This window comes from Methylobrevis albus, assembly GCF_015904235.1.
Taxonomy (GTDB): domain Bacteria; phylum Pseudomonadota; class Alphaproteobacteria; order Rhizobiales; family Pleomorphomonadaceae; genus Methylobrevis_A; species Methylobrevis_A albus.
Genome location: NZ_JADZLT010000055.1, coordinates 86,622 through 113,164, shown reverse-complemented (window position 1 = coordinate 113,164; position 26,543 = coordinate 86,622). Strand labels below are relative to the sequence as shown.

The 26,543-nt window shown below is 70.0% G+C and carries 19 protein-coding genes; 3 read left to right on the top strand and 16 right to left on the bottom strand.

Annotated elements, in window-relative coordinates; genetic code table 11:
* Positions 1 to 22 precede the first annotated feature (22 nt).
* The 10 genes from I5731_RS17265 to I5731_RS17220 all read right to left on the bottom strand — a co-directional run bounded on the left by I5731_RS17265 (position 23) and on the right by I5731_RS17220 (position 14,420).
* Positions 23 to 673, bottom strand: a complete 651-nt coding sequence (locus tag I5731_RS17265) for an acyl-homoserine-lactone synthase (protein ID WP_197312657.1) — start codon at positions 671 to 673, stop codon at positions 23 to 25.
* A 769-nt stretch (positions 674 to 1,442) separates the two neighbouring features.
* Complete coding sequence (locus I5731_RS17260) at positions 1,443 to 2,174, bottom strand: LuxR family transcriptional regulator (RefSeq protein WP_197312656.1); 732 nt, start codon at positions 2,172 to 2,174, stop codon at positions 1,443 to 1,445.
* A 193-nt stretch (positions 2,175 to 2,367) separates the two neighbouring features.
* Positions 2,368 to 3,333 carry a polysaccharide pyruvyl transferase family protein gene (locus I5731_RS17255; RefSeq protein WP_197312655.1) on the bottom strand — a complete coding sequence of 322 codons (966 nt, stop codon included), beginning with the start codon at positions 3,331 to 3,333 and terminating at the stop codon, positions 2,368 to 2,370.
* 18 nt (positions 3,334 to 3,351) lie between these two features.
* A complete protein-coding gene (locus tag I5731_RS17250) occupies positions 3,352 to 4,866 on the bottom strand; it encodes a glycosyltransferase family 29 protein (RefSeq protein ID WP_197312654.1) in 1,515 nt (504 codons plus the stop codon).
* 120 nt (positions 4,867 to 4,986) lie between these two features.
* On the bottom strand, positions 4,987 to 10,011 hold the full coding sequence (locus tag I5731_RS17245) for a capsular polysaccharide export protein, LipB/KpsS family (protein WP_197312653.1): 5,025 nt from the start codon (positions 10,009 to 10,011) through the stop codon (positions 4,987 to 4,989).
* A gap of 47 nt (positions 10,012 to 10,058) precedes the next feature.
* Complete coding sequence (gene kdsA / locus I5731_RS17240; protein ID WP_197312652.1) at positions 10,059 to 10,910, bottom strand: 3-deoxy-8-phosphooctulonate synthase; 852 nt, start codon at positions 10,908 to 10,910, stop codon at positions 10,059 to 10,061.
* A gap of 56 nt (positions 10,911 to 10,966) precedes the next feature.
* The gene (locus tag I5731_RS17235; RefSeq protein WP_197312651.1) at positions 10,967 to 11,770 is read right to left on the bottom strand and encodes a 3-deoxy-manno-octulosonate cytidylyltransferase; all 804 of its coding nucleotides are present in this window, start codon (positions 11,768 to 11,770) and stop codon (positions 10,967 to 10,969) included.
* The gene (locus I5731_RS17230) at positions 11,767 to 12,735 is read right to left on the bottom strand and encodes a KpsF/GutQ family sugar-phosphate isomerase (protein WP_235981876.1); all 969 of its coding nucleotides are present in this window, start codon (positions 12,733 to 12,735) and stop codon (positions 11,767 to 11,769) included. Before I5731_RS17230 ends, I5731_RS17235 begins: the two co-directional genes overlap by 4 nt.
* 222 nt (positions 12,736 to 12,957) lie before the next feature.
* Positions 12,958 to 13,335 (bottom strand): tetratricopeptide repeat protein, encoded by a 378-nt coding sequence (locus I5731_RS17225; protein ID WP_197312649.1) that lies wholly within the window; start codon positions 13,333 to 13,335, stop codon positions 12,958 to 12,960.
* Between the two features lie 2 nt (positions 13,336 to 13,337).
* On the bottom strand, positions 13,338 to 14,420 hold the full coding sequence (locus I5731_RS17220) for a hypothetical protein (protein WP_197312648.1): 1,083 nt from the start codon (positions 14,418 to 14,420) through the stop codon (positions 13,338 to 13,340).
* Between the two features lie 386 nt (positions 14,421 to 14,806).
* Between I5731_RS17220 and I5731_RS17215 the strand changes: the two genes are divergently transcribed.
* Together I5731_RS17215 and I5731_RS17210 are read left to right on the top strand one after the other, a co-directional pair.
* On the top strand, positions 14,807 to 16,228 hold the full coding sequence (locus tag I5731_RS17215; RefSeq protein WP_197312647.1) for a DUF1800 domain-containing protein: 1,422 nt from the start codon (positions 14,807 to 14,809) through the stop codon (positions 16,226 to 16,228).
* A 19-nt stretch (positions 16,229 to 16,247) separates the two neighbouring features.
* Positions 16,248 to 17,519, top strand: coding sequence for a DUF1501 domain-containing protein (locus I5731_RS17210; protein ID WP_235981874.1), 1,272 nt, complete (start codon positions 16,248 to 16,250; stop codon positions 17,517 to 17,519).
* A gap of 22 nt (positions 17,520 to 17,541) precedes the next feature.
* Here I5731_RS17210 and I5731_RS17205 read toward each other — a convergent pair whose 3' ends face one another.
* The 5 genes from I5731_RS17205 to I5731_RS17185 form a co-directional block, all read right to left on the bottom strand.
* On the bottom strand, positions 17,542 to 18,873 hold the full coding sequence (locus tag I5731_RS17205; protein WP_197312646.1) for a glycosyltransferase family 29 protein: 1,332 nt from the start codon (positions 18,871 to 18,873) through the stop codon (positions 17,542 to 17,544).
* 64 nt (positions 18,874 to 18,937) lie between these two features.
* Positions 18,938 to 21,166, bottom strand: a complete 2,229-nt coding sequence (gene mdoH / locus I5731_RS17200) for a glucans biosynthesis glucosyltransferase MdoH (RefSeq protein ID WP_328839084.1) — start codon at positions 21,164 to 21,166, stop codon at positions 18,938 to 18,940.
* On the bottom strand, positions 21,142 to 22,734 hold the full coding sequence (locus tag I5731_RS17195) for a glucan biosynthesis protein (RefSeq protein ID WP_197312699.1): 1,593 nt from the start codon (positions 22,732 to 22,734) through the stop codon (positions 21,142 to 21,144). The genes mdoH and I5731_RS17195 overlap by 25 nt, the downstream gene beginning before the upstream one ends.
* Before the next feature lie 388 nt (positions 22,735 to 23,122).
* The gene (gene pncA, locus I5731_RS17190) at positions 23,123 to 23,758 is read right to left on the bottom strand and encodes a bifunctional nicotinamidase/pyrazinamidase (RefSeq protein ID WP_328839082.1); all 636 of its coding nucleotides are present in this window, start codon (positions 23,756 to 23,758) and stop codon (positions 23,123 to 23,125) included.
* A 90-nt stretch (positions 23,759 to 23,848) separates the two neighbouring features.
* Positions 23,849 to 24,502 carry a glutathione S-transferase family protein gene (locus I5731_RS17185; RefSeq protein ID WP_197312645.1) on the bottom strand — a complete coding sequence of 218 codons (654 nt, stop codon included), beginning with the start codon at positions 24,500 to 24,502 and terminating at the stop codon, positions 23,849 to 23,851.
* Between the two features lie 131 nt (positions 24,503 to 24,633).
* Here I5731_RS17185 and I5731_RS17180 point away from each other — a divergent pair, with 131 nt between their 5' ends.
* On the top strand, positions 24,634 to 25,848 hold the full coding sequence (locus I5731_RS17180; RefSeq protein ID WP_197312644.1) for a polyhydroxyalkanoate depolymerase: 1,215 nt from the start codon (positions 24,634 to 24,636) through the stop codon (positions 25,846 to 25,848).
* Between the two features lie 198 nt (positions 25,849 to 26,046).
* Here I5731_RS17180 and I5731_RS17175 read toward each other — a convergent pair whose 3' ends face one another.
* Complete coding sequence (locus tag I5731_RS17175; RefSeq protein WP_235981872.1) at positions 26,047 to 26,517, bottom strand: NfeD family protein; 471 nt, start codon at positions 26,515 to 26,517, stop codon at positions 26,047 to 26,049.
* Positions 26,518 to 26,543: the final 26 nt, after the last annotated feature.

The following is a 26,543-nucleotide window of genomic DNA, read 5'->3' as shown; positions in this document are numbered from 1 at the left end:
CGCCCGCCGCCGATCGGGAAGTTCAGACGTGCAGCGCGAGTTCCGGCAGCTGAGGGGCCATTGGCGCCCGTTCCGGCCGCCGCGCGCCGCGCCGTCCGCACACCGCCCGCGTCCGCTTGATCGCCCGCTCGCCGATCTCGAACAGCAGCGCGACCACCAGCTCATCGCCGACCATCTGCGGCAGGCCGAGCGGATCGACGCCGAAGCCGAGCTGCAGCGTGCGGGTGATCCACAGCGGATCGCCCTGGCAGGTCGCATGGCTGATGCCGCGCGCCTCGCACCATTCGAGCACCGCGAGGATCAGCTCGTTGCTCGCCTGCACCGCCGCCTGCCCCGACAGCCGGTCGGTGTCGACGCAGTGGCGCGTCCACTCCACGATATGCGGCCCACGCGGGATTTCGGCGCGCTGGCAGAGCCAGGGGTAGACGTCGCTGAGCAGGTGCGGCCCGGTGGTCGGCAGGATGCGCGCATAGGCGAGCACCTCGCCGTCCTCTCCGACGGCGGCGAAATGCACCGCCGCCGCGGTGTCGAACTGATCGATCTCCCGGCCGTCGTCGCGGGCGATGTCCGTCCAGCCCCGCTTTTCGACGAAGATGCGGTGCCGCAGCCGATGACAGGCCTCGAGGACCTCGGTGTAGCGGTGGGCATTGTCTGCACTGATGACATGGACCATGACGTGCCTCCTTACTGGTCTGCATGGAGGCAGGATTGTAGGAGGCACGCGGTGGTGGGAGGACGACGAATCCCGTCGCAGGATCAAGCACCCGCGACCCCGGCGGGTTATGCCCGCAATCCACACGGCGAGCGTTAACGATTTTGTAACATAGCGGGCGCCGCAGGCCGCGCGACCCATGCGATGGGCGCGGGACGAAGCAGGAGCGCGGCGACTCACCCCGGCTGACCGACGGCGTGCGGGCACGGCTCGTGCGACGCGGCCGGTCGTGGTGGTCGTTCCGGCCATTTCGGGCCGTGAATTCGCTACGCGGAGTGACGACGGCTCGGGGGAGGACGATACCGCAGGACGCGCGACACGGCTGGAAACAGGGAGGCCGCGGGGAGCGGGCCCACCAATGCCCCGGCTTTTCCCCCCCTTCGAGACAGCCGCTGCGCGGCGTCCTCAGGATGACGGAAAAGGACAAATCCTCGCGATCCAGGGAGAACGTCTCGAAGGCCTCACCCTGAGGAAGCCGCGCAGCGGCTGTCTCGAAGGGCGAGGCCGGGCGCGATGGCCGCGATACTCGGCCGCGATATTGGCAAGTCCGGACTGACATTCCTCCGGCGAGGTCAGCCTAAAAGACGGACCCCCTTGATCGTCTCTCCTATCGCAAGACTAGGGGGAATCCGGCTCCCGCGGCCATCGATTGCAAACCGCCGAACCCGGCCAAGAGGCGCAGTCCATACGCCGCCCTGCCCCGCATCGCCTTACGCTGCCATCTCACCCGTCAGTGGATCAGCCCGCGCCGAAACCCTTCCGCGACCGCCTGGATGCGGTTGACCGCGTGCAGCTTGCGCGTCGCCGAGGTGAGGTAGCCGTCGGCGGTGTGGTTGGAGATGTTGAGGATCTGCGCGATTTCCCACGAGGTCTTGCCGTTCGCGGCCCAGCGCAGGCACTCGATCTCGCGCGGCGACAGCCGGCCGCGGCGCGAGCGGCGATCGGCGGCGGAATCGCGAGCGTAGCATTCGCGCAGCTGGTTGTGGGCGTAGATCGCGACGAGGTGGAGCATGCTCTTGTGCTCGCCGGAGATGTCGATCTTGCCACCGGCGAACGAGACGACCGCCTGGAAGCCCGTGGTGGAATAGATCGGCACCGAGAGACCGGTGAGCAGGCCGAATTCCGCCGCCTCGTTCATCACGGCGGCGCCGAGCGGCGTCGGCTCCGCCGCGGCGGTGGCCTCGCTCCACATGAAGGGCCGCGTCGTCGAGCGCACCATGGCGACGACCGGATCGTGCTGCACGAAGTCGCGCGCGAGGTAGCGCTCGGTCCAGGCCTGGTTCCAGCCCTTCAGCAGCAGGTAGCCGTCGATCTTGTCGCCGGGGTCCGGCAAGCCGGTCATCATGAACCCGTCGAAGCCGACGCTGTTCGACACCGACTGGAGATCACCGAGTATCTCGTCGGGCGTCTGCCGCATCTTCAAACGTTCGATCGTGTCGAGCGCAGCCTGGAAGACGGTCATGATCTCGTTCCAAGGTTGCCCGGTCCGATGCCGACCGGGCCCGATCGGCGGCATCGCGAAAGAGATTAACCAGCGTTAACCGACCCGGAGCCGCCTCAAATCATCTGAGCAGCACTCATCATTGCGGATGAATCGCTGCGAGGTCAATGAAAGACGGCGGGATCGACCTCTGCAGAGACCGCAAAACTGCGTATCAACTCGGCGAAAGCGCCGACGCCGTCGCCGCGAGCTCGCCGATGCGGCGTTCGACGGCGCCGTAGAGGTCGGCCTTGGCGGCGAAGAACCGGTCGAGCGCTTGGTTTTCCGCCTCGGTCCAGGTCACGTAGGGGACGAGATCCAGCTTCTTCAGCGTCTTTGCCGCGACGACCCGGTCGGCGGAGCCGAGGATGTCATTGAGCACGTTGGTGATCTTCGGCGTGTTGGATTCGACGGCGATGAAGGGGGTCCGCGTCGCGAGCGCGAAGCAGACCGAGTGGAACCGCCCGGTCACCAGCAGGTCGAGGCCGCCGAGCACCTCCGCATAATGCCGGATGCCCTTGCCCTGGCCTTTGGCGAATCGAATGCTCGCGTCCGAAAAGCCGCGCTTCTCGGCGATCTCCTGCAGAAGGTCGCGTGCCGACGTGACGACCGAATCGGTGAAGCCGACCTTCGGCGGCGTCGACGGCGCGGTCACCGTGCGCAGTCCGCCGAAATCGTGGAACATCGAGAAATCCGGGCAGTAGCCGACGTCCGTCACCCCGAACCCGGCCGCCTCCGCGATGCTCGCCCGGTCGCGCACGACCACGGCGTCGAAATCGGCGACGCCGCGGTAGACGGCCTCGTCGTTGGCGAACAGCGTCGCGTTCAGCAGGATGCTCGGCTTGCGCAACTGGGTCTTGCAGACGGTGCCGAGGCTCGACAGCGTCTGCGCCTTGGCGTTGGCGTGGTGAATGCTGCCCTCGCCGTTGACGATGACGATGTCGGCCGCCGCGGCGGACTCGAGGAACGCGTCGTCCTCGTTCCACGGCCGGTTCACCGCCTGATAGCGGATCACGTCGATCCCCTGCCGCTCGAGCATCGTCGCGATCGTCGTCATCACGGCCTCGCAGCCGTAGTGACGCTGGACGCGGGTGTCATTGACGACGACGGCGGTCCGGCGCGGCTCATTCGTTTCGGTCATGCAGAAAATCCATGTGCGTTACGAGGCGTTGCCGGGCGGCGGCGTCCCGTGTGTGGCGATCATCTCGCGCACGTAGTGCTCGACGTCCATCGACAGGATGTCGTGCAGCACGGCATCGACCTCGATGTAGCCCCGCTCCAGCATGCGCTTCAGGAAGACGAAGTTCGACACGATGTCGTGACGGATGAAGACGAAGGGCAGGTTGAAATTGAGGAAATGGCCCTTGTGATATGCCGGGTTCGTCGGGTTCCGGTCCAGCCACATGTTGCCATTGAAGATCTTGATCCGGCTGGCGCCATAGTGGAACAAATCGAAGATGTAGCGCTGGAAGGCGTTCGGGGTACCGGCGAAGAACGGCGTATCCTTGCGGCCCGCGATCAGGTTGGGCGGAAACTTCACCCGCTTGACGCCCTCGATCTTGCGCCCCATCGGAATGATGGCAAAGCGCAGGTCGTCGAGCACCGCGAGCGTCCGCTCGTACTCCTTCGAAAGCAGCCCGTTCACGTAATAGGAGATATCGGTGCGCGTGCCGAACACCTCGGGCGGAAAGCCGTCGAGGCCGCGGTAGTTCATGCGCACGACGGCATCGAACCCGTCGATCTCGGCGCCATTCGCCAGTCCGGTGTTCGCCGGACCGACCATCGCCACCGAATGGCCGCGGATGAACGCCGAGATCTCCTCCGTCCCCGGCAGCAGCGGCCCGGGCTGGGGGCGTTCGCGCGCGAGATAGACACGGATGAACCGCATGTCCTTGGCCACCACCGGATGCGCGGCCACCACGCGGTCGAGGCCCTCCCCGTCGCCGACTTCGGCATGGGCGCTCGCCTTGAGGCGGATGGCGGCGCGCGAATCCACCGGACAGGAGTCGTCGAGGGCCGCCTGCAAGGCCTGGCCGCGCGCCCAGTGGCCGAGGCTCGGGTCGAGGGCAAGGATCAGGATGTAGCTGATCACCAGCCAGTGCGCGGGCGCGATCGTCGTGATCGGCGGCGCCTCGGGCAGCCGGCTCAGCGCATCGCGCACGGCCTTGAGCACGGCCGGCCGGAACCGCGGCGCGCCGCCGGCCGTCACCAGCTTGCCGTCGATCTTGGCGACCCGCGTCGACAGCGCCGCCATCGCGGACGCCAGCGCGTCGCGGTCGAGGAACGGCGCGTAGGCCGGATCGCTCGCCAGGATGTCGAGCGTCTCGGCGAGACCGGCGAGGTCTTCGGGATTGAAGTTTCCGGGCTGGACCAGCTTCGCCTGCCCCGCGAGGAAGCGCGCGCGCTCCTCCGGCGCAACCGCGTCCAGCCTGGCCCGGGTCTGGGCCGCGGCGCGCAGGAAGCGATAGGCCTTGAGCTCGCCCTTCGGTCCCTTGCGGGCGCCCGGCTTCTTCGCGGCGACCCACTGGTCGACCTCGTCGAACAGTGCCGCCGCCGCCGGCCAGTCCTTGCGGCCGAACGCCTCGACGGCACGGGCATGCACGGCCGCGATCTCGACGTCGCCGGGGGATTTGCTGTCGGGCGACGATCGGGACTCGTTGGCTTCAATCGACATGTATTGCAACTTTCCTTGCGCGGCTGGCGGCGACGCCGTCACGCCGCTTCCCCCGCAGCGGCGCGATGCAGCATTCCTGTCACCTCGGAAGGCCCGGCGACTTCATCCCGCGCCGGACCCTCACTCGTCCGCTTCGAACAGACCGGCATCGAACACCGGGTCGGCCAGCAGCTGAAGCTCGCTCTCGATTTCTTCGATCACCGTGCGAAGATCGAGCACCGCACCGGTCTTCGGATCACAATACTTCGCATAGAGCAGATAGGCGCCCGCGAAGAGTTGGTCAATCGTCAGCTGCCGGTTCCGCCGCGGCGTCGCCATGCGGGTGTCGGTCAGGCCCCAGCCGGCGTAGAACGGCGCGCCGACCGTCGTCACCTTGATCCCCCGCATCAGGGCCTCGAAGCCCGCCAGCGAAGTGATCGTGTAGACGTGGTCGACTTCGTGGAAGGCGTCGTGCATCGACAGCGGCCCCGACGAGATCTCGCAGATCCCGGCGACGTCGGCCGGATCGGAGTTGTAGGCGCGCCGGCCGGCGAGCACGTCCGGGTGGATCTTGTAGATCACCTGGGCGTCGGGGTTCTCGGCGCGGGCGAGCCGGACGAGATCGTTGTTGGAGACGCCGCCCGGCGGACCGCCGAACTCGATCGACGCGTCGTCCTCGACCTGGCCGATCACCAGCACCCGCTTCGCCCGCTTCGGGCCGAACGGACCGCCCTCGGTGCTCGGATAGGGGAAGTTGTACTTGGAGAGGCCGCGCGCGACGATCATCTCGCGCAAGGTGGCCGCCTGCTCGACCAGATCCGGCTCGGCCGCGAAGTCGAAGCTCGACAGCACCACCTCGAGATCCGACGGCTGCGTCGCGTCGAAGTAGATGCCGCGGCTGTCGAGGCAGAACGAGTAGGGCAGCACCTTGTCGGCGCCGAGGCCGACCGAGCGCACGAAGCCGTCTTCCATGCGGTAGACCGGGATCGACCAGCGCCGGCACAGCACGCTGAGGCCCGGCCGCGTGCTGCGGCCCCAGACCACGAAGGCCGGGTTGTTCGAGCCGCGGATCGCGCCGCTGATGTCCTGGATCGACGTCCCCGCGTCGACGAACTCGATGCGGTGGTTGCTGAAGATGTTCTGCAGGTACTCCCGCTTCCACGGCGAGAAGTTCAGCGCCCAGATCGTGGCGTCGGCGGCGAGCGGCTGCTCCTGCAGCGGCGTCGGCAGTTCGGCCGGCGACAGCGCGCCCGCCTCCTCGCGCACCGCCGCGCCGAGCGTCAGCGTCTCGTCCGGCATCCGCCACGGCCGGATGTCGGCGATGTACTGGACGACGCGCTCGACCTCGCACGGCTGCTCGACCACCGGGTCGAAGTAGCGGCTCAGCGTGATGTAGAAGGTGTGGAACAGGTCCTCGATGGTGCGCTTCGCCGTGCGGCGCGGCACCTTGACCCGGTCCTTGGTGAGGCCCCAGCCGGCATAGAACGGCACGCCGAAGCACCAGACTTCCTTGCCCGCCATCAGCGCCTCGAAGCCGAGGCCCGAGGTGACGACGAACACCTTGTCGACGACGTCGATCAGCGAATAGGGGTTCATGTCGTCGGTGACGACGGTGACCGCCGGATTGTTGCGCGCCGACTCCAGCGTCGCGAGGCCGATGGCGCTGTCCTTGCCGCCGATGTTGGCGTCGGGATGCGTCTTGATGATCACGTCGTGATCGCGGCTGAGCTCGATCGCCGCCATCACCATCGCCTGGAACGAGGTCGGCGAGGCGAGACCGGATTCGATCGACTGGTCGCCGCCGCGCTGGTCGACGACGAGGATCTTCTTGCGCTCCGGCGCCCCGAGGTCGAGGCGGCGGTAGGGGGCGAAGTTGTACTTCGTCACCTTCAGCGAGGTGATCAGCTCGATCGCCGCGCGCGATCGCGCCTTCTGGTCGGGCGTGAGTGCGAAGCTCTTGTCGTTGAGGATGGTCTCGAGCCGCGACGGCTGCGTCGCGTCATAGAACGGCGTCATGTCGTCCATCGTCACCGACAACGTCGGATCGCCCGACAGGCCGATGTTGATCGAGCGGATGAAGCCGTCTTCCAGCAGCAGCCGGCCGATGCCGAGGCGGCGACGCGCGAGGTCGACCGCTTCCTTCTGGACGTTGCTGCGGATGCCCCACTGCACGACGAGATCGATGTCGATCATCTCGGACAGCGCCGTGGCCGCGGTGGTGCGCACCCAGCGGCGGGCGCCGATCATCGGCAGCAGGTGGCGCTGCGTGCGCTGCAGTTCGGCGAGCGGCACCGTGCTGCTGACGACCGCGAACGGCACCTTGCCGCCCGAAAGCAGCCGCTCTTCCGGCGGCGGCAGCACCGTCACGGTGCGAGCCCCCGACAACAGCTCGCCGAGCACCTCGTCGAGCGCCTCGGCGTCCGACCCGGTGGCCGGGCCGCCCTCCGCCGGCAGGTTGTCGAGGCTGGCGGCGAGCGCCGAGCGCACTTCGGCGGCATTGCGGCAGATGTTGCGACCGGCCGGCACCGCTTCGGCATCGCGCGCCAGCAGCACGCCGAGCAGCCCGATCTGCTGCACGCGGCGCTGGATCGCCCGGGAATCGCAGAGAACCACGGTCGATTCGAGCAGCAGTTCGTCGAACGGGCGCAGCTCCGCGCCTTCGATCTCGAAGGTGACGTTCGGCACCGACTGCAGGATCTGCAGCCCGCGATCGGGCAGCGTCTTCAGGAACTCCTTGCCGAGATGGAAGGCGACCCCGTAGCCGAAAGCGTCGGCGAGTTCGATCAGGTCGACGATGAAGTCGTCGGCATCCTTCGGCTCCTCGCTCCGGCTGCGCTCCCAGCGCTGGCCGAGCGAGACGAGGATGCTGTTGTTCGCCGAGGCGTCCACGGCGGCGGTGACGCCGGCGTCGACCGCAAGGATGCGGTCCGCGGGATAGCCGATCTGCTCGAGCAGCGCCCCGTAGCCCTCGTCCCAGGCGAGTACGAGGTCGGCGAGCGAGCTCAGCGATTCGAGCTGCAGCCGCTCCTCGTCGTCGAGCATGTCGCTGGCGTTCATCGGCAGGTAGATGCGCGGCACGCCGAGCGAGCCCGCCGCCCGGGCGAAGAAGCGCACGGCCGGATTGCGCAGGTCGCGGATCACCACCGCGCGGGCGCCGAACCGGGAGAGCCGGCCGCGCACGAGGCGCAGGAACAGTTCGGGCTGCTTTGCCGCGAAATTGGCGACGCGCCGGGCGCTGACCGAGACGTCGGCGTCGTCGTTGAGGACGAGGTCGATCACCGCCTCAACCTTCGGCACGAAGGCGTTGTCGCCGCTGCGCAGGTCGAAATCGAGACCGACCAGCCGGCCGGTCGGCACTTCGCCGGCGGGCTCGGCGGCGAGCCAGTTCGGGACCACCATGTGGGCGACGCCCTCGGCCGGCCGCGGCTGCGTCGCCTGCTCCTTGGTGAGCGCCTTCTTGTCGGGCACGCGCAGGTTCGCCAGCAACTTCTTGATGCTGACCGGCGCCGCGGCGCTCGGCTGCGGCTTCGGCGCGGCGGGGGCGGCCGGGGCCCGCGCGACCGGCTCCCTCCAGGCGGCACTGACGCGCGGCTTGACTGGCGTCTTCTGGGCGGCGCGGGCGGCGATCAGACCGATCGCATCGGAGAGTTCGATGGCCCGCGAAGAGACGGGGTCGACGTAGTGCACGCCGTCGGCGAAAACGGCGGCGAACAGATCGAGCGGCGGCACCTTCTCGGCCAGCCCGCGGGCGAGGTCCGTGTCGCCGATCGCGACCACGGAAATCCCGCGCGCCGCGGCGTCGAAGCCGGCGAAGCTGTTGTGGACGAGCACGGCTTCACAGCCGCCGAGCAGTTGCGGGCTGTACGGCGCGTGGATGACGTTGTCGACACCGGCGACGACCTGCGACACCACGGCGTCGGGAATGAAATAGTCGAAGTTGGTGACGAAGTTGATTTCCCAGCCCGGGAAGCGCTCGCGCGCGATGCGCACCAGTTCGCCGTAGCCGGCGAACCGCTTCGCCGACGCCGGCGCGAGCAGGCCGTCCTGCTCGTCGGCGACGATCAGCACCGAGCGGCGCGTCGAGCGCGGCGGCGCGACGCCGCGGCAGCCCGGATTGGCGAGCGTCACGCCGGCCTTGAGATAGGCGTCGAGCAGCGCCTGCAGCCTGGCCGTCTCGGCGGCGGTGCGCATCTGCGACGGGCGCAGGGTCCGCACGGCCGAGGAGCCGAGCGCCGGCGGCGCCGGGGTCTTGTCGAGGTAGAAGCCATAGGGCGTCAGGCCCGGGCCGCCGGTGGCCGGGCCGAGCAGGCCGGCGGGACCGAGGCGGGCGAAGGGTACGCCGGTCTCGACGATGAACTCCTCGAGATCCGAGGTGCGCGCGTCGCCCCACGCCGCGACGCAGGCACCGGCCGAGTGCACGATGCGGTCGCGCCGCTCGCCGAGCGGCTGCGTCGTCAGGAGGAAGCGGAACACCCGGTCGGGCATCGCCGCCTCGATCAGCGGCCTGAGTTCCACCGGCGCGCCGAGGATCCAGATCGTGCGGAGCGCCGGCAGCGCCCGCGTCGACCGCGCCGCCGCAGCGGCCGCAACCGCGACCGCCTCGGCGCTGCCCGCGGGCGCGGCAGCCGCCACGGTCTCTCCGGCTTCGGCCGTCTCGTCGGCCTCGAAGGCCGCCGCCTCGTCGGTGACGGTCGCGTCACCGGTCCCGGCGTCCGGATCCGTCTCGTCGTCGGCGACGAACTCGGCCGGATCGGGCACCTCATAGGTCGCGTCGTCGTCCACCGCCTCGGCGTCGGCGGCGTCGCTGTCCGTCTCGCCGGTTTCGGCGTCGTCGCTGCCGAGGTCGTCGGCGCCGTCGTCCGCAGCGAGATCCACCGGATCGGCGGCGTCGCCGGGAGCCTCGTCGACATCGCCCGTGTCGGGATGCTCGTCCGCAACGAAATCCGCCGGATCGGCCACGTCGAAGGTCTCGTCCGCGGCCGGCCGCTCGAGGTCCACCGCGGCGGGAGACGTCGGCGACGTCTCCTCCGTGGCGGACTCCGGCCCCCCGGCCGCATCGAACATCACGACCACGGAATCGTTCGATTCCGCAGTCGCTTCAACTGCCTGATCAGACGGCTTCACCCCGGATTCCTTCTGATTGTCCATCACGGCGACATCGGCCATACGATTTTCCCCGTCGTAGTTCCGAGCTGTCCGCTCACGAGCGGTGATCAGAAACCATAGCCCGTCTTGCGGCTCTTCGCGACCTCGTCGATCGCCTTGAGGTCGGCGAGGAACGGCTCGACCCACTCGAGCGGCAGCATGTTGGGACCGTCGGACGGCGCGTTGTCCGGGTCGTCATGCGCTTCGGCGAAGATCGCCGCGGCGCCGACGGCCAGCGCCGCGCGGGCGAGCGCCGTCGCATAGTCGCGCTTGCCGCCCGAGGATCCGCCGCGCCCGCCCGGCTCCTGCACGGAGTGGGTGGCGTCGAACACCACCGGATAGCCGGTCTGCGACATGATCGGCAGGCCGCGGAAGTCGCTCACCAGCGTGTTGTAGCCGAACGAGGTGCCGCGATCGCAGAGCAGGATGTTCTCGTTGCTCGTCGAGGCGATCTTGCTCGCGACGTTCGCCATGTCCCAGGGCGCGAGGAACTGGCCCTTCTTGACGTTGATCACGGCGCCGGTCTCGCCGGCGGCGAGCAGCAGGTCGGTCTGGCGGCTGAGGAACGCCGGGATCTGGATGATGTCGACGACCTTCGCCGCGATCCGGGTCTGCTCGATGTCGTGGATGTCGGTGAGCACCGGGCAGCCGAACTCGTCACGCACTTCGCCGAGCACCTTGAGGCCCTCGTCGATGCCGATGCCGCGCTGGCCCGACAGCGAGGTGCGGTTGGCCTTGTCGTAGGAGCCCTTGAAGATGAAGGGGATGCCGGCCTTGTCGGTGGCGGCCTTCAGGAAGGACGCGATCTTGAACGCGTGCTCGCGGCTTTCGATCTGGCACGGGCCGGAGATGAAGACGAACGGCAGCGCGTTGGAAAACTGGACGTCGCGAGCCTTCACGACCTTGGGTTCGACAGTCATGCGAAAAATCCTCGTGGGACCCGCGCCCGGCGCGGGCAGTCAATGGTCCTGGACGATCAGTCGATGCCCAGCTTGGCGAGATAGCCTTCGATCAGCGGCACGTCGGTCGGGTTGTTCAGCTCCCAGAACGCCCCGCCGCGCGCCTCGACCTCGACGGCCTTGACCGGATGGCCGTTCTCGAGGAAGCGCAGCTGCTCCAGCCCCTCGAGCGTCTCGAGCGGGCCCTGGGCGAACCCGCCATAGGCGGCCAGCGCCGAGCGGCGGTAGGCGTAGAGGCCGACATGGTGGAATACCGGCACGATGCCGTCGACTTCGCTGCGTCCGTTGGTGAACGGCAGCACTTCCTTGGAGAAGTAGAGCGCGTCGCCGGTGTTCGCGACGACCACCGTGGTCGCGCCGACGCGGCCGTTGCGGCGGTCCTCGAGGAAGTTCTCGAGCGCTTCCTTGTCGCAGCGCAGCACCGGCGTCGCAACGCCCACCGACGGATCGGCGTCCATCGCCGCGGCGAGCGCGGTGACGAAGTGCGGCGGCGTCAGCGGCGCGTCGCCCTGCAGGTTGATCACCACTTCGGCGTCCAGCCCGGCCCGCTCGACGGCCTGCGCCACGCGCTCGGTGCCGTTGCGGCAGGCGGCGTCGGTCATGATCACCGCGGTATCGCAGTTCTCGGCCTCGGCGGCGATCCGCTCGTCATCGGTCGCGACATAGATGTCGGCGCCGAGGTCGGCGGCCCGCGCCGCGGCGATCGACCGGGCGAGCAGCGTGCGCGCCGTGCCGGAGGCCCCGCGCAGCAGCGCGAGGGGCTTGGCCGGATAGCGGGTCGAGGCGTAGCGGGCAGGAATGATGATGGCAATGCGGCTCATGCGACACCGGCGCGAAGGAGGTCGAGGATGTGGAGGATGCCGACGGGAACGCCGTTGTCGCCGACCACGAACAGCGTCGTGATCTTCTGCGACTCCATCATTTCCAGCGCGGCGCTGGCGATCATGTCGGGCTTCACCGTGCGCGGCCTCGCCGACATGACGAGTTCCACCGGCTGGGCCAGCAGGTCGGGGCTCATGTGGCGGCGCAAGTCGCCGTCGGTGATGATGCCCGCGAGCGTGCCGTCCTTCTCGACGATGCCGACGACGCCGAAGCCCTTCGACGACATCATCACGACGGCCTCGCTCATCGGCGTGCCGACGGTGAGCAGCGGGATGCGCTCGGGGCCGTGCGACAGTTCGCCGACGAGGCGCAGCTGCGAGCCGAGCTTGCCGCCCGGGTGGTAGACCTTGAAGTCGTTGGCCGAGAAGCCGCGGCTTTCGAGCAGCGCGATCGCCAGCGCGTCGCCGATGGCGAGTTGCAGGATCGTCGATGTCGTCGGCGCGAGGCCGTGCGGGCACGCTTCGCGCGCCTTCGGCAGCGCCAGCGCCACGGTGGCGTTGCGGCCGAGCGTGCTGTTGGCGTTGGAGCACAGCGCGATCAGCGCGACGCGGAAGCGCTTGGCATAGGTGAGGACGGCGGCGAGTTCGGCGGTTTCACCCGACCAGGACAGGCAGATGATGACGTCGTCGGGCCCGATCATGCCGAGGTCGCCGTGGCTCGCCTCGGTCGGGTGGACGAAGTAGGCCGGCGTGCCGGTCGAGGCGAGGGTCGCGGCGATCTTGCGCCCGATGTGACCGCTCTTGCCGACGCCCGAAAGAATGACCCGGCCGCTGCGGCTGGAGATCAGTTCGACGGCGGCGATGAGGCTGGAAGCGAAGTTTTCGTCAGTGTTGAATTTCTCGACCAGCTCACGAAGTCCCGCGCTCTCGGTGTCGAGGGAGCGAGCAAGCGACTCGCGTATCATATCAGTCTCCATTCGTCCCACCCGTCCTTCCATGAATGGCCGCCGCCCCGGCCCAAATACTTTAGCAAAGCGCGATACTTACAATTGCGCCTAATCATGACGGCATGTGCGGCAATATTCGCGAGCGATCAACGCACGCGCGCCCCTTCTAAAACCGGCACACACTCGGATTTCGCACCCGCCTCGTCAAGGACGAATTTCGCGGTTGCGAGAAGCCCCGATTCATCTGTTCGCCTCGCCAACGAGTTCATCGACGAGTTCGGCAAAATGCCTCGCCGCCTCGCCCAGACCCGGGTCGAGCGCCGTCGCCTGCTCGTAGTAGGCGGCCGCGTCGCGGCGGCGCCCGATCCGGCGCAGGAAGTGGCCCATCTGCAGGTGCAGGTCGGCGTCGAGCGGCATCCGCTCCAGCGCCTCCCGATACGCCTTGCCGGCCGCCTCGAAGTGGCCGGCCTCCTTCAGCATGTGACCGAGCTGGACCCAGATCGGCCCGGCACCGGCATCGAGCGCCAGCGCCGCCCGGTAGCCGGCGGCGGCGGTGGTCCAGTCGCCGCGGTCGCGCGCACCGTCGGCTTCGGCGACGAGGCTGTCGAAATCGGCCATCGTCAGCGCCCCCAGGTCATGTTGATCGACGTCCTGAGCGCCCCGTCCTGCAGGCGGCGGCCGCCCGGAGCTGGCGCCGGCGCGGCGCCGAGCACATGGCGCCAGGCGGCGATGCCGAGGATGTCGGGATGCATGGGCAGGAAGGCCGGCAGGCCGGTCCCTGTGTCGCCGTCGAGCGCGGGATCCCGGTTGGCGAGCACGCGCCGGGCCGGCACGCCGAAATAGCGCGCCTCGTGCAGCACGCTCGACGAGAGGCTCGCCACGGCGGCGACCGTCGGGACCGCGAGAAGGTCGTAGGCCGCGGCCTCGGTCCAGGTGATGCCCCCGACCTCGGCGACGGCGGCCTCGACCGCGCGGCGCCGCTCGATGTGCGGATGCGGCCGGTAATAGACGTGCGGATAGGTGTCGCGCAGGTCGGCGAGCGCCCGGGTGACGTCGGCGAGCCCGGCCATCCGGCCGTCGACGATCAGCGAACTGTCGACCGCGATCTGCCCGAAGAACACCGCGGCCCCAGCCTCCGGCCAGCCGCGCCGGAAGGCGCGGATGGACCGGGCCCGCGACAGGCGTGCCTCGTCGCGAATCGCCTCGTCCGCCATCGCGAAGGCGCCGAGGCGGGCATGGAGATCGGGGACGTTGGAGCGCATGCCGAACACGTAATCCGGCATGAACCGCACCGGGTGGATCGTGGTGTCGATCAGCGGGATGCCTTGGGCGCGCAGGATGCGGGCGAGATAGGGCGGGGTCTCGAAGCCGACGACGAGGCTGCCGGCGAAGAGGTCGCCGATGCGCTCGCAGAGCCAGGCATCGTCGATCCCGGCATGCAACCGCGCCCAACCGTCGGTGGAGAACTCGAGGCCGAGCCGGCGATAGGCGGCGAGCCGCGCCGTCGGTGCCGGATAGTCGTCGGCGAGGACGGTCTCGGCGGCCGCCCCGGTGATCTCGGCGAACACCGGCGCGAACAGGCTGGCGATCCACTCGACGTTGAGGGCGTGCGGATTGGGCAGCCGCAGCCGCTCGCGATCGTCGACCTTGTAGATGTCGGACGTGAAGCAGACCTTGCGGCCGTTCCACTCATTCGCCAGCATGCCTTGCTCCGATGCGGACCGGTCGCCGATCCGGACGCCGCGGACCCGGCGCCTCGCATCCCTACCAAGCCCGGCGGGGATCACACAACTGTGGCCCTGTCGAATGGCCCGCTGCCCGTCACGGCGCGCCGGCGGGCGGGGGCTTCTCCGGCGGATCGGGCCGCATCCGGAAAACTATAGATCCCTCATTGTGCGTTGCAACATGCATTTCCGGAGGGGCCGGCCTGCATCCTCCGGCCTTCGCCGACCGCCGCGGAACGCCGCGGAGTTTCGGCGCGGCAGCGCCGCATCGCCACAGAGCCTCGCCATAGAAATGGACCAGTTGCGTGCTCTGTCGGGGATGAAGCGGCGTTTCCGCCGATGATCCATCCCGAGGACGAACCACTTTGGCGACCGACATTTCGCAGGACGCGGCGGGCCGGGGCGGCCTCATCGCGCTGACGCGCTTCGGGCTCGGCCCAAAGCCGGGCCAGCGCGCCATGGCCGAGGCCGACCCGCGCGGAATGGTGGCGGCGGAGATCGCCCGTCCCGGCGCCGCCGCCCTCGACGTCGACTCGATCCTGTCCTTGCCCGACGTGATCGCCGAAGTCACCCTGCGGCGCCAGGCGGTACGGGCGCGGAACATCGCCGCCGCCGCGGCGGGCTCGTCCGAGGCCGGGATGGCGTCGCTCACGCCCGAACTTGCGGCGGCGATCAAGGGCATGAGCCCGATCGGGCTCGCCTACGAGACCGAGGTCCGCGCCCGGCTCGATCGCGCCGCCGCCGTCGAGATCGGCTTTGCCGAGCGCCTCGTCGGCTTCTGGACCAACCATTTCACCGTTTCCACCGTCAAGTCGTCCTTCATCGGCGCCCTCGGCGGCGCCTATGAGCGCGAGGCGATCCGGCCGCACGCGCTCGGGCGCTTCGGCGACATGCTGCTCGCCGTCGCCCGGCATCCCGCGATGCTGCTCTATCTCGACAACCGCACCTCGACCGGGCCGAACTCGGCGCTCGGCCGCCGCCGCCCCGGCCGTGGTCTCAACGAGAACTTCGCGCGCGAACTGCTCGAACTGCACACCCTCGGCCCGCGCAACTTCGGCCAGGAGGACGTCACCGAACTCGCCGCGGCGCTGACCGGCTGGAGCTTCGGCATGAATCCGAAAGAGCCCGACGTCGGCGTGTTCCGCTTCGAGAGGCGGCGCCACGAGCCCGGGCCGCGTGTGATCCTCGGCAAGCGCTATCCGGAGGGCGGCGCCGGCCAGGCGGAGGCGATCCTCGCCGATCTCGCCCGCCATCCCGCAACCGCCCGCAATGTCGCCGACCGGCTGGTTCGCGCCTTCGTTGGCACGCCGTCGGCGGCACTCACCGAACGCCTCGAGCGCCGCTTCCTCGACACGGGCGGCGACCTCGCCGAGGTCGCCGCGACCCTCGTCGCCGCTGACGAGGCCTGGGCCGCGCCGCCGGCCCAGCTGCGGCCGCCGATCGACTTCATGCTCGCGGCGATGCGGGCGACGTCGAGCAACTTCACGGTCTCGTTCGCCCGCCGCAGCCTCGAGGTGCTCGGCCAGCCGGTCTGGGGCGCGCCCTCGCCGAAGGGCTATGCCATCGACGGCGACGACTGGCTGGCGCCCGACGCGATCACCAACCGCCTCGACATCGCCGAGCGCATCATCGCTCGCGCCCCCGACGTCGAGCAGCCGATCGAGCTCGCCGACGACCTCTACGGCACCGCGCTCACCGACGAGACCCGCACCGCGATCCGCCGTGCCGGATCGCGGGCGCAGGCGATGACGCTGTTCCTGATGAGCCCCGAATTCCAGCGTCGCTGACGCGCCGAGGAGAGCCACCATGCCGATCGATCCCGCGATGCTGCACGGCCACGACCCCTTCGGCCGCTTCGCCCAGCCGAGCCGCCGCCTGTTCCTCGCCGGCGTCGGCTCGCTCACCGCCTCGGTGATGCTGCCGCGGCTCGCCAGCGCCGCCGGCACGCGCGATCCGCGCCTCGTGGTGATCGTGCTGCGCGGCGCCCTCGACGGGCTCGGCGCGGTGCCCCCGGTCGGCGACCCGCACTATGCGGGCCTGCGCCCCGACATCGCCGTCGAGGCGGAGGGGGAGCACGCGGTGCTGCCGCTCGACGGCTTCTTCGGCCTCAACCCCGGCCTGACCCGGCTGCACGCGATGGTCGCCCGCGGCGAGGCGCTGATCGTGCACGCCGCCGCGACGCCCTATCGCCAGCGCTCGCATTTCCAGGGCCAGGACGTGCTGGAGAACGGCTCGCCGCGGCCCGATCTCGCCACCGGCTGGCTCAACCGCCTCGCCGGCATCCTGCCCGCGGGGGGCCAGCAGATCTCGGCGACCCCGGTGCGCGGCCTCGGCATCGGCGCCACCGTGCCGCTGATCCTGCGCGGCCCGGCGCCGACCGTGACCTGGACGCCGACCGAGGGCGACACCGCCCGCGCCGACACGATCGAGCGTCTCGCCGCGCTCTATGCCGCGCGCGACCCGGCGCTGGAGGCCGCCCTCGTCGCCGGCGCCGACCTCGATCAGCTCGCGGCCCAGACGATGGCGGGAGGGACCACCATCGACGCCACGCTCGACCGGGCCCAGCGCACCTTCGTGCAGCTCGCCAATGCGACCGCCGGCCTGATCGCCGCCGACGACGGGCCGCGCATCGCCGCGATCAGCTACGACGGCTGGGACACCCATGCCAACGAGGGCGGCGGCACCGGCCGCCTCGCCCGGCTGCTCGCCGGCCTCGACGTCGCCCTCGATGGCCTGCGCACCGGGCTCGGCCCGGTCTGGAGCGAGACCGCTGTGCTCGTCGTGACCGAATTCGGCCGCACCGCGCGCGAGAACGGCACCGACGGCACCGACCACGGCACCGGCACCACGGCCTTCCTGCTCGGCGGCCGGGTGAAGGGCGGGCGCATCATCGCCGACTGGCCGGGCCTCGCCGAAGCCGACCTGTTCGAGAACCGCGACCTGAAGCCGACCCTCGACCTGCGCTCGCTCTGCAAGGGCGTGATTGCCGAACTCTTCGACGTGCCCGAACGGCTGCTCTCCGAGGTGGTGTTCCCCGAAAGCGCCGGCGTCCGGCCGATGCGCGGCCTGCTGACCTGATCGCAGCGCCCGTGAACGCCGGTCAGGCGCACCACTCCGGCGCGGGGCCGGCCCGCAGCTCGTCGAAGGCTGCCTTTTCGGCGATCCAGTTGTGCCGGAAGCCGGGGCGCGCCGACTCGAAATAGTGCGCGCTCACCGTCTCCTGCAGCTGGTCGACGAAGCCGAAGCCGAAGCAGCCGACGCCGGCGAGCGAGCCGCGCACGTGGGCGAGATGGGCGAGCATGTAGAGGCCGGCGCTCGGCACGGCCGCAAGGCGCCGGACGAGCTGCCCGTCGAGGTGCTCGGCAAAGCAGCTGACGCGGTGGCGGGCGGCAATCGCCTTCGCCGCGCCGAGCCGCCGCATCGCCATGAACCGCAACCCGCTCAGGATGACGCGAACCGCCGGGTCCGCGCCGCCGAGCACGTCGTCGGCGAGCTCGCCGCCGGAGACGAGGATCGTCGTGCGGCTGCCGTAGTCGGCGCGGAACGGCTCGCCGAGCGCATGGCGGTTGAAGCGCACGACGTGGTCGTGGCCGTCGATCGCCGCCCCCTCCCCCTTGCCGAGACCGTTCGGTGAATTGCCGACGACCGCGATGCGGATCGCCGGATCGGCGAGTTCGCGCCAGAGGTCCAGCCGTTCCGCGGTCATGGCGCCGCCGAGCGCCGCGTAGCCGGCGGCCGCCTCGAGTTCCTCGGCCGACGCCCCGACACTTTCCGGGGCGTCCCCCGCGGAGATCGCGCGCGCAACCGCGGCGTTGGAGAGGGTCGCGGCCCGGAGTTCGGGCGCCGCGCGGAGGAGATCGGCGAGGGCGGCGTGGCGGCCGCGGGCGGCGAGCAGCGGCGCGAGCACCCGCCCCAGCCGCCGGGCGAACGACGGGCCGCCCTCGGCGGATGCCCGCAGACAGGCGTCGGCCAGCGCCTCCGTCGCCCCGTCGCGGATCCAGGTGTAGCGGACGGCCGCCTTCACCGCGTCCGGCCGGCGAAAGGGACCGGCGAGGATCTGCGCGGCGAGCGCGTCGCTGGTGGCGTCGAAGCGCGCCATCTCGTCGCGCAGCACCATCAAATGATCGGCGGCCATCGCCTCGAAGCCGGCGACGGTGGCGAGCCGCTGCCAGGGCGCGGCCGCGGCATCGAAGGCCCCGGCCTCGGCGATCGCCAGCATCGAGCGTTCCAGGATGTCGGCGGCGACGCGGACCGGCCGTCCGGTGTCGAGGAGGATCGCTTCGCAAAGGGCGCCGGCCTCCGCGAAGGCCCCCGCCCTGAACCGGTCTCCCGCCGCGGAGAGGCGGAGCTTGAGGTCGGCGGTATCCGTGTCGCCAGCCGGCGCCGGCCGCGGCGTCCGGGCGGCTTTGCGACGGCGCGTCTGATCGCGCATGCTGCCCCCCGTCCCCGCCGCCGGGAGCGCCGACCGGCCCCACCGCTCGGCAAATCCCGTCGCCCTATTCCGCCGGCGTCGCGGCCGTCTTCTGCGGCAACCCGGCTAGCACCTCCATCAGCGGCGGCGTGCCGAGCAGGATGGCACTTTCGCGCTTGTCGAGGAAGGACACCGCCTCGTCGATGGTGCGCGCATCGGCGATCTTCGCCGCCGCCATCGCCTCGACGGGATCGATCTTGCCGCGCGGCCGCTCGAGCATCCGGTCGGTGACGGCGAGGTGCACGGCGAGGCTGGCCGGATCGCGCACCACGTCGAGCAGCGACGGCGCCGAGGCGATCGCCTCGGTATAGGCCGGCCGCGCCTCGCTCATCGCGAGACGGATCGGCGGGGTGTTCTTTTCTTCGGGCGTGCGCAGCAGCCCGAGCCGCCGGATGAACCGCCCCACCGCCGGCGAGCCGGTCAGCGCCGACAACGGCACCGCAAATACGAGACCGGTCACCGCCGGGGCGAGCCAGGCGAGCATGATCCAGCTGTCGGCGAGAGCGGCCGCAGCCAACGCGACGCCGGACACCACATGCCAGCGATGGCGGTGCACGAGGTCACGCAGCGGCACGCCGCCGTCGTCGCGGCGCTGCGGGTTCCAGCCGGCGTCGCGCCGGAGCAGGATCTCGGTGATCGCGCCGGTGTGCATCAGCATCATGATCGGCGCCACCAGCGCCGAGACGATGATCTCGGTGATGAAGCTGAAGAAGAGGCCGATGAAGCCGCCGGCCGCACGGCGCTGGCGCCCGTCGGCGGCGAACGCGATCAGCCCGAGCACCTTCGGCACGAACAGCACCGCGAGGGTCAGGATGAACAGCGCGAGGGCGCGCTCCGGGTCGATGCGCGGCCAGGACGGGAACAGCTGGAACTCGTCGACGAAATATTCCGGCCGGATGAAATGCGCCTGCAGCGCCAGCGTCAGGCCGGAGAGGATCAGCAGCAGCCACAGCGGCGAGGTGAGATACGACATGATGCCGGTGAGGAGATGCGACCGGCTCACCCAGTTGAGCCCCCGCCCGAACAGCACGCGGGTGTGCTGCAGGTTGCCCTGGCACCAGCGCCGGTCGCGCACCGCCATGTCGATCAGCGACGGCGGGCTTTCCTCGAACGAACCCGAGAGGTCGTCGGCGATGATCACCGTCCAGCCGGCGCGGCGGATCAGCGCCGCCTCGACGAAGTCGTGGCTGAGGATGTGGCCGCCGAACGGCGCCTGCCCGGGCAGCACCGGCAGGCCGGCGGCGCCCATGAACGCCTCGGTGCGGATGATCGCGTTATGGCCCCAGAAGTTGCCTTCCTTCTGCACCCACCAGGCGAGCCCCGATCCCACCACCGGTCCGTAGACGCGCCCCGCGAACTGCTGCAGCCGCGCCATCAGCGTGGTGCCGTTGACCAGCATCGGGATGGTCTGGATCAGGCCGGCGTCGGGATCGGCCTCCATGCGGCGCGCGAGCTCGACGATCGTCTCGCCGTCCATCAGGCTGTCGGCGTCGAGCACCAGCAGGTGGTCGTAGGCCTTGCCCCAACGGCGGCAGAAGTCCGCGACGTTGCCCGCCTTGCGGCCGATGTTCTGGCGCCGCCGGCGGTAGTAGAGCCGCATGCGCCCGCCGAGCCGCGCCCGGGCGAGCATCAGCGCGGTCTCTTCCTCGAGCGCGATGGCGGGGTCGGTGGTGTCGGCGATCACGAACCAGTCGAAGGCGTCGCCGGCGCCGAGTTCGTCGACGGCGCGGACCATCGCCTCGAGGGCCGCGAACACCCGGTCGGGCGCCTCGTTGTAGGTCGGCATCAGCACGGCGGTGCGTCGCACCAGCGGCGTCGCCGGCCGCGCCACCGGCCAGATCCGCCGCGCCATGATGGCGGCGAACCCGGCAAAGGCGCTCGCGCAGGCGATCGCGATCCACACGAAGGTCAGCGAGAACAGCACCAGCACGACGGATTCGACCGGCGTCATATCACCGATCGACAGCACCCGCTGCATTTCGAAGATCGCAAAGCCGCTGAGCAGGGCGGCGCTGCCGAGCACGGCGACACGGCGCAGGAAGCCAGACCGGGCATGGGGATCGACGAGCGATCGGCGGGTCTTTTTGTCGAAGCGGTCGAGGCGCTGTGGCGGCATGTCGCCGGCGACTTCCGGCGGCATGCCGGCGAGATCGGGCCGCGCGCGCAGCCGCTCCGGCGACCATTCCGGCTCTTGCCGCTGGGCCGGAGTCAGGCGCTGCGCAAGGGCGATCACACCGTCCATCGATAAACCCACGTCTCGGCCTTCTGGCCATCGGCGAAGGCAAGTTCCGCCCGCAGCTCGATCAGCGTCTCGTCGGCGGGATCGAGCTGGAAGCTCAGTCGCAGGCCCCCCGACTGGGCGTTGTCCTGCACCACCACGTTCTTGACCGTCCCCCGCGACGCCGACACCGTGCCCTTGGCTTCGCCGAGCACGGCGCGATCGACGCCTTCGGTGAAGGTGAAGTCGATGACGAAGATGCGTTCCGGCGTCGGCCCGAGCACCGTCCCCCGCCCGGACCGGGTCGAGGCAATGACCGCCGGCCCGATCGACGCCGACGGATCCCCGCCCCAGGACAGGCGGTAGGCGAGGCTGTACTCGCTGCCTGCCGGGATCACCTCGCGCGGCGCCCAGTAGGCGACGATGTTGTCGTGCACTTCCGAATCGGTCGGGATCTCGATCAGCGTCACCGCCCCGGTGCCCCAGTCGCCGATCGGCTCGACCCACAGGCTCGGCCGACGCTCGTAGGCGGCCTCGAGATCCTCGTAGGCCGAGAACGCCCGCTCGCGCTGGATCAGGCCGAAGCCGCGCGGCGAGATGTCGGAGAAGGCGCTGATCTGCAGCGTCTGCGGATTGGCGAGCGGCCGCCACAGGCGATCGCCGCGGCCCGTGACCATCAGGAGGCCGTCGGAATCATGCACCGACGGGCGGAAGTCGTCGACGTTCAGCCGGTTGCTGGGCGAGAACAGGTACATGCTGGTGCCGGGGGCAAAGCCGACCTTGCTGAGATCGACGCGCGGAAACAGCTGCGCCTCGACGTCCATCGCGGTCGGGTTGCCGGGACGGATCGTGAAGCGGTAGGCACCCGAGGTCGACGGGCTGTCGAGCAGCGCGTGCACCACGATCGTCTCGCTGCCCTCGACCGGTGTCTCGACCCAGAACGCGCGGAACGCGGGAAACTCCTCGCCCTCGGGGTCGGCCGTCTTGATCGCGAGACCGCGCGCCGACAGGCCGTAGACCTGGTTCTGACCGAGCGAGCGGAAGTAGCTCGCGCCAAGGAACACCGCGACTTCGTCGAAATAGTCGGGACGGTTGATCGGGCCGTGCAGACGGATGCCGGCAAAGCCGATGTCGTCGTTGGGAACCGGCTCGGGGATCAGCGGTCCGATGGTGAAGAGACCGGGATCATAGGCGAAGTGCTTCGCCTCGCCGTTCTCGACCAGCGCCACCTCGACCGGGTCCTTGTAATAGAGCCCACGGTGGAACAGCTGCATGCGGAACGGCAGCGGCCGGTCGGCCCAGATCGACGCGTCCGGCCGGAAGCGGATGTCGCGATACTGGTCGTAATTCAGCTTGTCGAGCACCTCCGGCAGCGCGGCCGCGGGAGCCTTGTACGGCTCGGCGGCGAGGCGGCGGGCGAGTTCCGACACGGTCGAGCGCCGGAACGGCCCATCGACGGCGAAGTTGACCTGCTGGTCAGCGGCAAATGCGACAGGCACGAACCCCGTCTGCAGCGCCGCGATCGCCCCGACGGCGGCGACGCCGCGTGCGAGCACCGCGCGGCGGCTGGGATTCGTGTCCTCATCGGGTGTCTGGACAGTCACGGGATCCAAGTCGAGAGCTCCGCTCGGCAAAGGGAAGGGGAGTGAGGCAGGGCGGCGGCGAGAGCCGCTAGACCCTTCGCATCCGCCACCGCAAGACAGGTCCGGCCTCCGTGGCCCCGCAGATCCGCACCCGCCTTGCCGGCCCCGCCCCTGGAAGGCTGGTACCGACGCGTGCGATCGCGGCCGTCAGGACCTCTCGAACCCGGCTGCCTGCCCGGTTCAGCAGAGGGAAGCGATGCGGCGGAAAGATGACGGCAATTCAAGGACGATTCCCCGGCTCGCCGACGCTGGCACAGTGATAGCGGACGTGGAACGTGCAATCGCACGTCTTCGTTCCGCTGCATCGCTGAAAGATTCGGCATGCCCGCAAACGGGCGGATCGGGCCGGTCATGCGAGATCGTCGCCGTGGTGCAGGCCGACGCCGACCGCCTGCATCTGCGCCAGGGCCGACGCCAGCGAGCCGCCGAGATCGATCGCGCGGCAGGCGCCGAGCACGACGTGCGCCTCGAAGCCGAGCGCCGCCGCGTCGAGCGCCGAATAGGCGACGCAGTAGTCGGTGGCGAGGCCCGCGAACACCGCGCGGCGGAAGCCGCGCTCGCGCAGATAGCCGCCGAGCCCGGTCGGCGTCGTCCGGTCGTTCTCGAAGAAGGCCGAATAGGAATCGATCGCCTGGCGGAACCCCTTGCGCACGATGAGCTGCACCGGCTCGAGGTCGAGCCCGGGGTGGAACGCCGCCCCCGGTGATCCGGCGACGCAATGGTCCGGCCACAGCGTCTGCGCGCCATAGGAGAGCTCGACCGAGGAGAACGGCGCCGCCCCGGGGTGGCTGGAGGCGAAGGAACCGTGCCCGGCCGGATGCCAGTCCTGGGTCGCCACCACATGGGCGAAGCGCCGGGCCAGCCGGTTGATCGGCGCAACCACCGCACCGCCGTCGGCGACGGCGAGGGCGCCGTCCGGGCAGAAGTCCACCTGGACGTCGATCACGACGAAGACGTCGGTGGCCGGGTCGATGACGAAGGACACGATCGGATGGCCTCTTTCAGGGGGTTCGCCGGGATTTCGCTATAGATGGGCGCGGCGGACCGACGTCCAGCGCCCCGTGCCGCCGGATGGTCAGAATTCCGCGTCGAGCTCCTCGATGTCGTCCGGCTCGTCCTTCGCCGCCGCGATCCACTCGCCGAGCAGCGGCCATGCCATGAGGGTGGCGCGGTAGGCTTCGCTCACCGGGTCGAGCTTGACGTCGTAGGTGGTGAAGCGCGTCGCGACCGGGGCGTACATCGCGTCCGCCATCGTCGGCTTGCCGAACAGCCAGGGGCCGCCGTAGCGGGCGAGGCAGTCGCGCCAGATCTCCGTCACCCGCGCGATGTCGCCGGCGGCGCCCGCGAAGGTGCGGTAGCCGGGGAAATGCGCCTTGAGGTTCATCGGCAGTGCCGAGCGGAGATTGGCGAAGCCCGAATGCATCTCGCCGCAGATGGCGCGGCAGTGCGCCCGCACGATCCGGTCCTGCGGCAGCAGGCCGGCGCCGGGGGCGATCTCGGCGAGGTACTCGGCGATCGCCAGCGTGTCCCAGACCCGCGCCCCCTCGTGCTCGAGGCAGGGGACGAGGAACGAGGGCGACAGCAGCAGCAGTTCGGCGCGTACGGAGGCGTCGTCGGCCTCGGTCGCCTTCTCCTCGAACTCGAGCCCCGCCATGCGGCATAGCAGCCAGCCGCGCAGCGACCAGGACGAATAATTCCTGGAGGAGATCGTCAGAACGGCATTCGCCATATGGTTTCGCCCCCTCAGGCTGATGGCCGCTGCGACCCCTTGCGCCTCGCCGACAATTATCTCGCAGCGCAACAGGAAATGCACTAGCTTTCAGTCGATTGGACGCGATCGGCGGAGCCTAGCGGGGGTTTATGCTCTACCACGCCTACCAGATGATGACGGACGCCGCCGAGCCCGTGCGGCGTTTCGCGCGGCTCGCCCATGCGATGTTCGCGGTGCCCGATGGAACGCTCGGGCCTTTCGCACCGCGGCAGGCCGCGGCCTTCTGGTCGATGATCGCCGACACCGCCTACACCCACGAGCGGCCCGCCTACGCCATCGACAGCGTGCGCGTCGGCAACGTCGATGCGGCGGTGACCGAGCAGGCGGTGTTCTCGACCCCGTTCGGCACGCTGCTGCACTTCGCCAAGGACGTGGAGACGCCGCAGCCGAAGATGCTGGTGGTGGCCCCGCTGTCCGGCCATTTCGCGACGCTGCTGCGCGGCACGGTGAAGACACTGCTCGCCGACCACGACGTCTACATCACCGACTGGCACAACGCCCGCGACGTACCGCTCGGCGCCGGTCGCTTCGGCTTCGACGACTACGTCGAGCACGTCATCCGCTTCATCGAGGAGATCGGTCCGGGCACCCACGTGCTCGCCGTCTGCCAGCCCTGCGTCCAGGTGCTCGCCGCTGCCGCCGTGATGGCCGAGGACCGCAATCCCGCCGCGCCCAGCAGCATGACGCTGATGGCCGGGCCGGTCGACGTCCGCGTCAACCCGACCGAGGTCAACCGTCTCGCCAACGGCAAGCCGCTCGAGTGGTTCGCGGAGAAGCTGATCGCCACCGTCCCGGCGCGCTACGGCGGCGCCGGCCGCCGCGTCTACCCCGGCTTCCTGCAGCTCACCGCCTTCATGATGATGAACCCGGCGCGGCACGAGAAGGCGCACCGCGACCTGCATCGCCACCTCGCCCGCGGCGAAACGGCCGAGGCGGCGACGATCCGCGCCTTCTACGACGAGTATTTCGCCGTGCTCGATCTCGACGCCGAGTTCTACCTCGAGACCATCGACATCGTGTTCCAGCGGGCGCTGCTGGCGAAGGGCGAGCTCAGCTATCGCGGCCGCCCCGTCGATCCGGCGAAGATCCGCCGCACCGCGCTGCTGACGGTGGAGGGCGAGCGCGACGACATCTGCGCCCTTGGCCAGACCGCCGCGGCGCACGATCTCTGCACCGGCCTGAAGCCGTTCCTGAAGCGCCACCACATGCAGCCCGGCGTCGGCCACTACGGCGTGTTTTCCGGTCGGCGCTGGGAGGGGCAGGTCTATCCCATCGTGCGCAACATGGTGCTGGCGACGAGCTGACGGCGGGGGCTTTGCCGTGCGGCCTCCCCCCTCCCTGTCCCTCCCCCGCTTCGCAGGAGAGGGGACGCAGGATGAGAGGGCGCCTCTGTCATGAGCGCTTCGATTCGGCGAAGCGCCTGATGTGCGAACGCCCTATCCCCCATCGTCCCCTCTCCTGCGAAGCGGGGGAGGGACAGGGAGGGGGCTGCAGCCTCGCGGTTAGCCCCCGACTTCCCCCACCGCTTCCACCGCCAGCCGCCCGTCGCGCACGGCGACCACCTTCACCTGCGTCCCCGCCGGCAGGTCCGGGCCGGTCACGCGCCAGATCGTGTCGTCGAGCCTGAGCCGGCCGAGACCGGACGAAATCCCCTCCTCGAGCCGACCGATCCGGCCGATCTGCCGCGCTGTGCGGTCGTTGAGCAGGCCGTCGGCGCTCGGCGTCCGACCGAGGTGGCCGTAGATCCGGCGGCCGGCGAAGACGGCGGCGATCGCGAGCACCACGAACAGCAGCGCCTGCGCCTGCCAGCCGATGTCGAAGGCGAGCGTCAGCACCGCGACGACCATCGCCGCGACGGCGAACCAGATGAAGAAGGCGCCGGGAAACACCAGCTCGACGGCGGCGAGCAGCAGGCCGAGCACCGCCCAGGCCCAGCCGCCGAGCGCGGCGATGATGCTCTCGAACAGTCCCATGTGACGCCTCCCTGCCCCGTGGTCCG

What these genes read in the sequence shown, in the direction of transcription:
- I5731_RS17245 (WP_197312653.1), bottom strand. Translation starts at nt 10,011, where the DNA reads ATGGCCGATGTCGCCGTGATGGACAATCAGAAGGAATCCGGGGTGAAG.
- I5731_RS17220 (WP_197312648.1), bottom strand. Translation starts at nt 14,420, where the DNA reads ATGCTGGCGAATGAGTGGAACGGCCGCAAGGTCTGCTTCACGTCCGAC.
- I5731_RS17180 (WP_197312644.1), top strand. Translation starts at nt 24,634, where the DNA reads ATGCTCTACCACGCCTACCAGATGATGACGGACGCCGCCGAGCCCGTG.
- I5731_RS17260 (WP_197312656.1), bottom strand. Translation starts at nt 2,174, where the DNA reads ATGACCGTCTTCCAGGCTGCGCTCGACACGATCGAACGTTTGAAGATG.
- I5731_RS17185 (WP_197312645.1), bottom strand. Translation starts at nt 24,502, where the DNA reads ATGGCGAATGCCGTTCTGACGATCTCCTCCAGGAATTATTCGTCCTGG.
- I5731_RS17250 (WP_197312654.1), bottom strand. Translation starts at nt 4,866, where the DNA reads ATGTCGATTGAAGCCAACGAGTCCCGATCGTCGCCCGACAGCAAATCC.
- I5731_RS17265 (WP_197312657.1), bottom strand. Translation starts at nt 673, where the DNA reads ATGGTCCATGTCATCAGTGCAGACAATGCCCACCGCTACACCGAGGTC.
- I5731_RS17235 (WP_197312651.1), bottom strand. Translation starts at nt 11,770, where the DNA reads ATGAGCCGCATTGCCATCATCATTCCTGCCCGCTACGCCTCGACCCGC.
- I5731_RS17210 (WP_235981874.1), top strand. Translation starts at nt 16,248, where the DNA reads ATGCCGATCGATCCCGCGATGCTGCACGGCCACGACCCCTTCGGCCGC.
- kdsA (WP_197312652.1), bottom strand. Translation starts at nt 10,910, where the DNA reads ATGACTGTCGAACCCAAGGTCGTGAAGGCTCGCGACGTCCAGTTTTCC.
- I5731_RS17255 (WP_197312655.1), bottom strand. Translation starts at nt 3,333, where the DNA reads ATGACCGAAACGAATGAGCCGCGCCGGACCGCCGTCGTCGTCAATGAC.
- I5731_RS17205 (WP_197312646.1), bottom strand. Translation starts at nt 18,873, where the DNA reads ATGCGCGATCAGACGCGCCGTCGCAAAGCCGCCCGGACGCCGCGGCCG.
- I5731_RS17225 (WP_197312649.1), bottom strand. Translation starts at nt 13,335, where the DNA reads ATGGCCGATTTCGACAGCCTCGTCGCCGAAGCCGACGGTGCGCGCGAC.
- I5731_RS17175 (WP_235981872.1), bottom strand. Translation starts at nt 26,517, where the DNA reads ATGGGACTGTTCGAGAGCATCATCGCCGCGCTCGGCGGCTGGGCCTGG.
- I5731_RS17230 (WP_235981876.1), bottom strand. Translation starts at nt 12,735, where the DNA reads ATGATACGCGAGTCGCTTGCTCGCTCCCTCGACACCGAGAGCGCGGGA.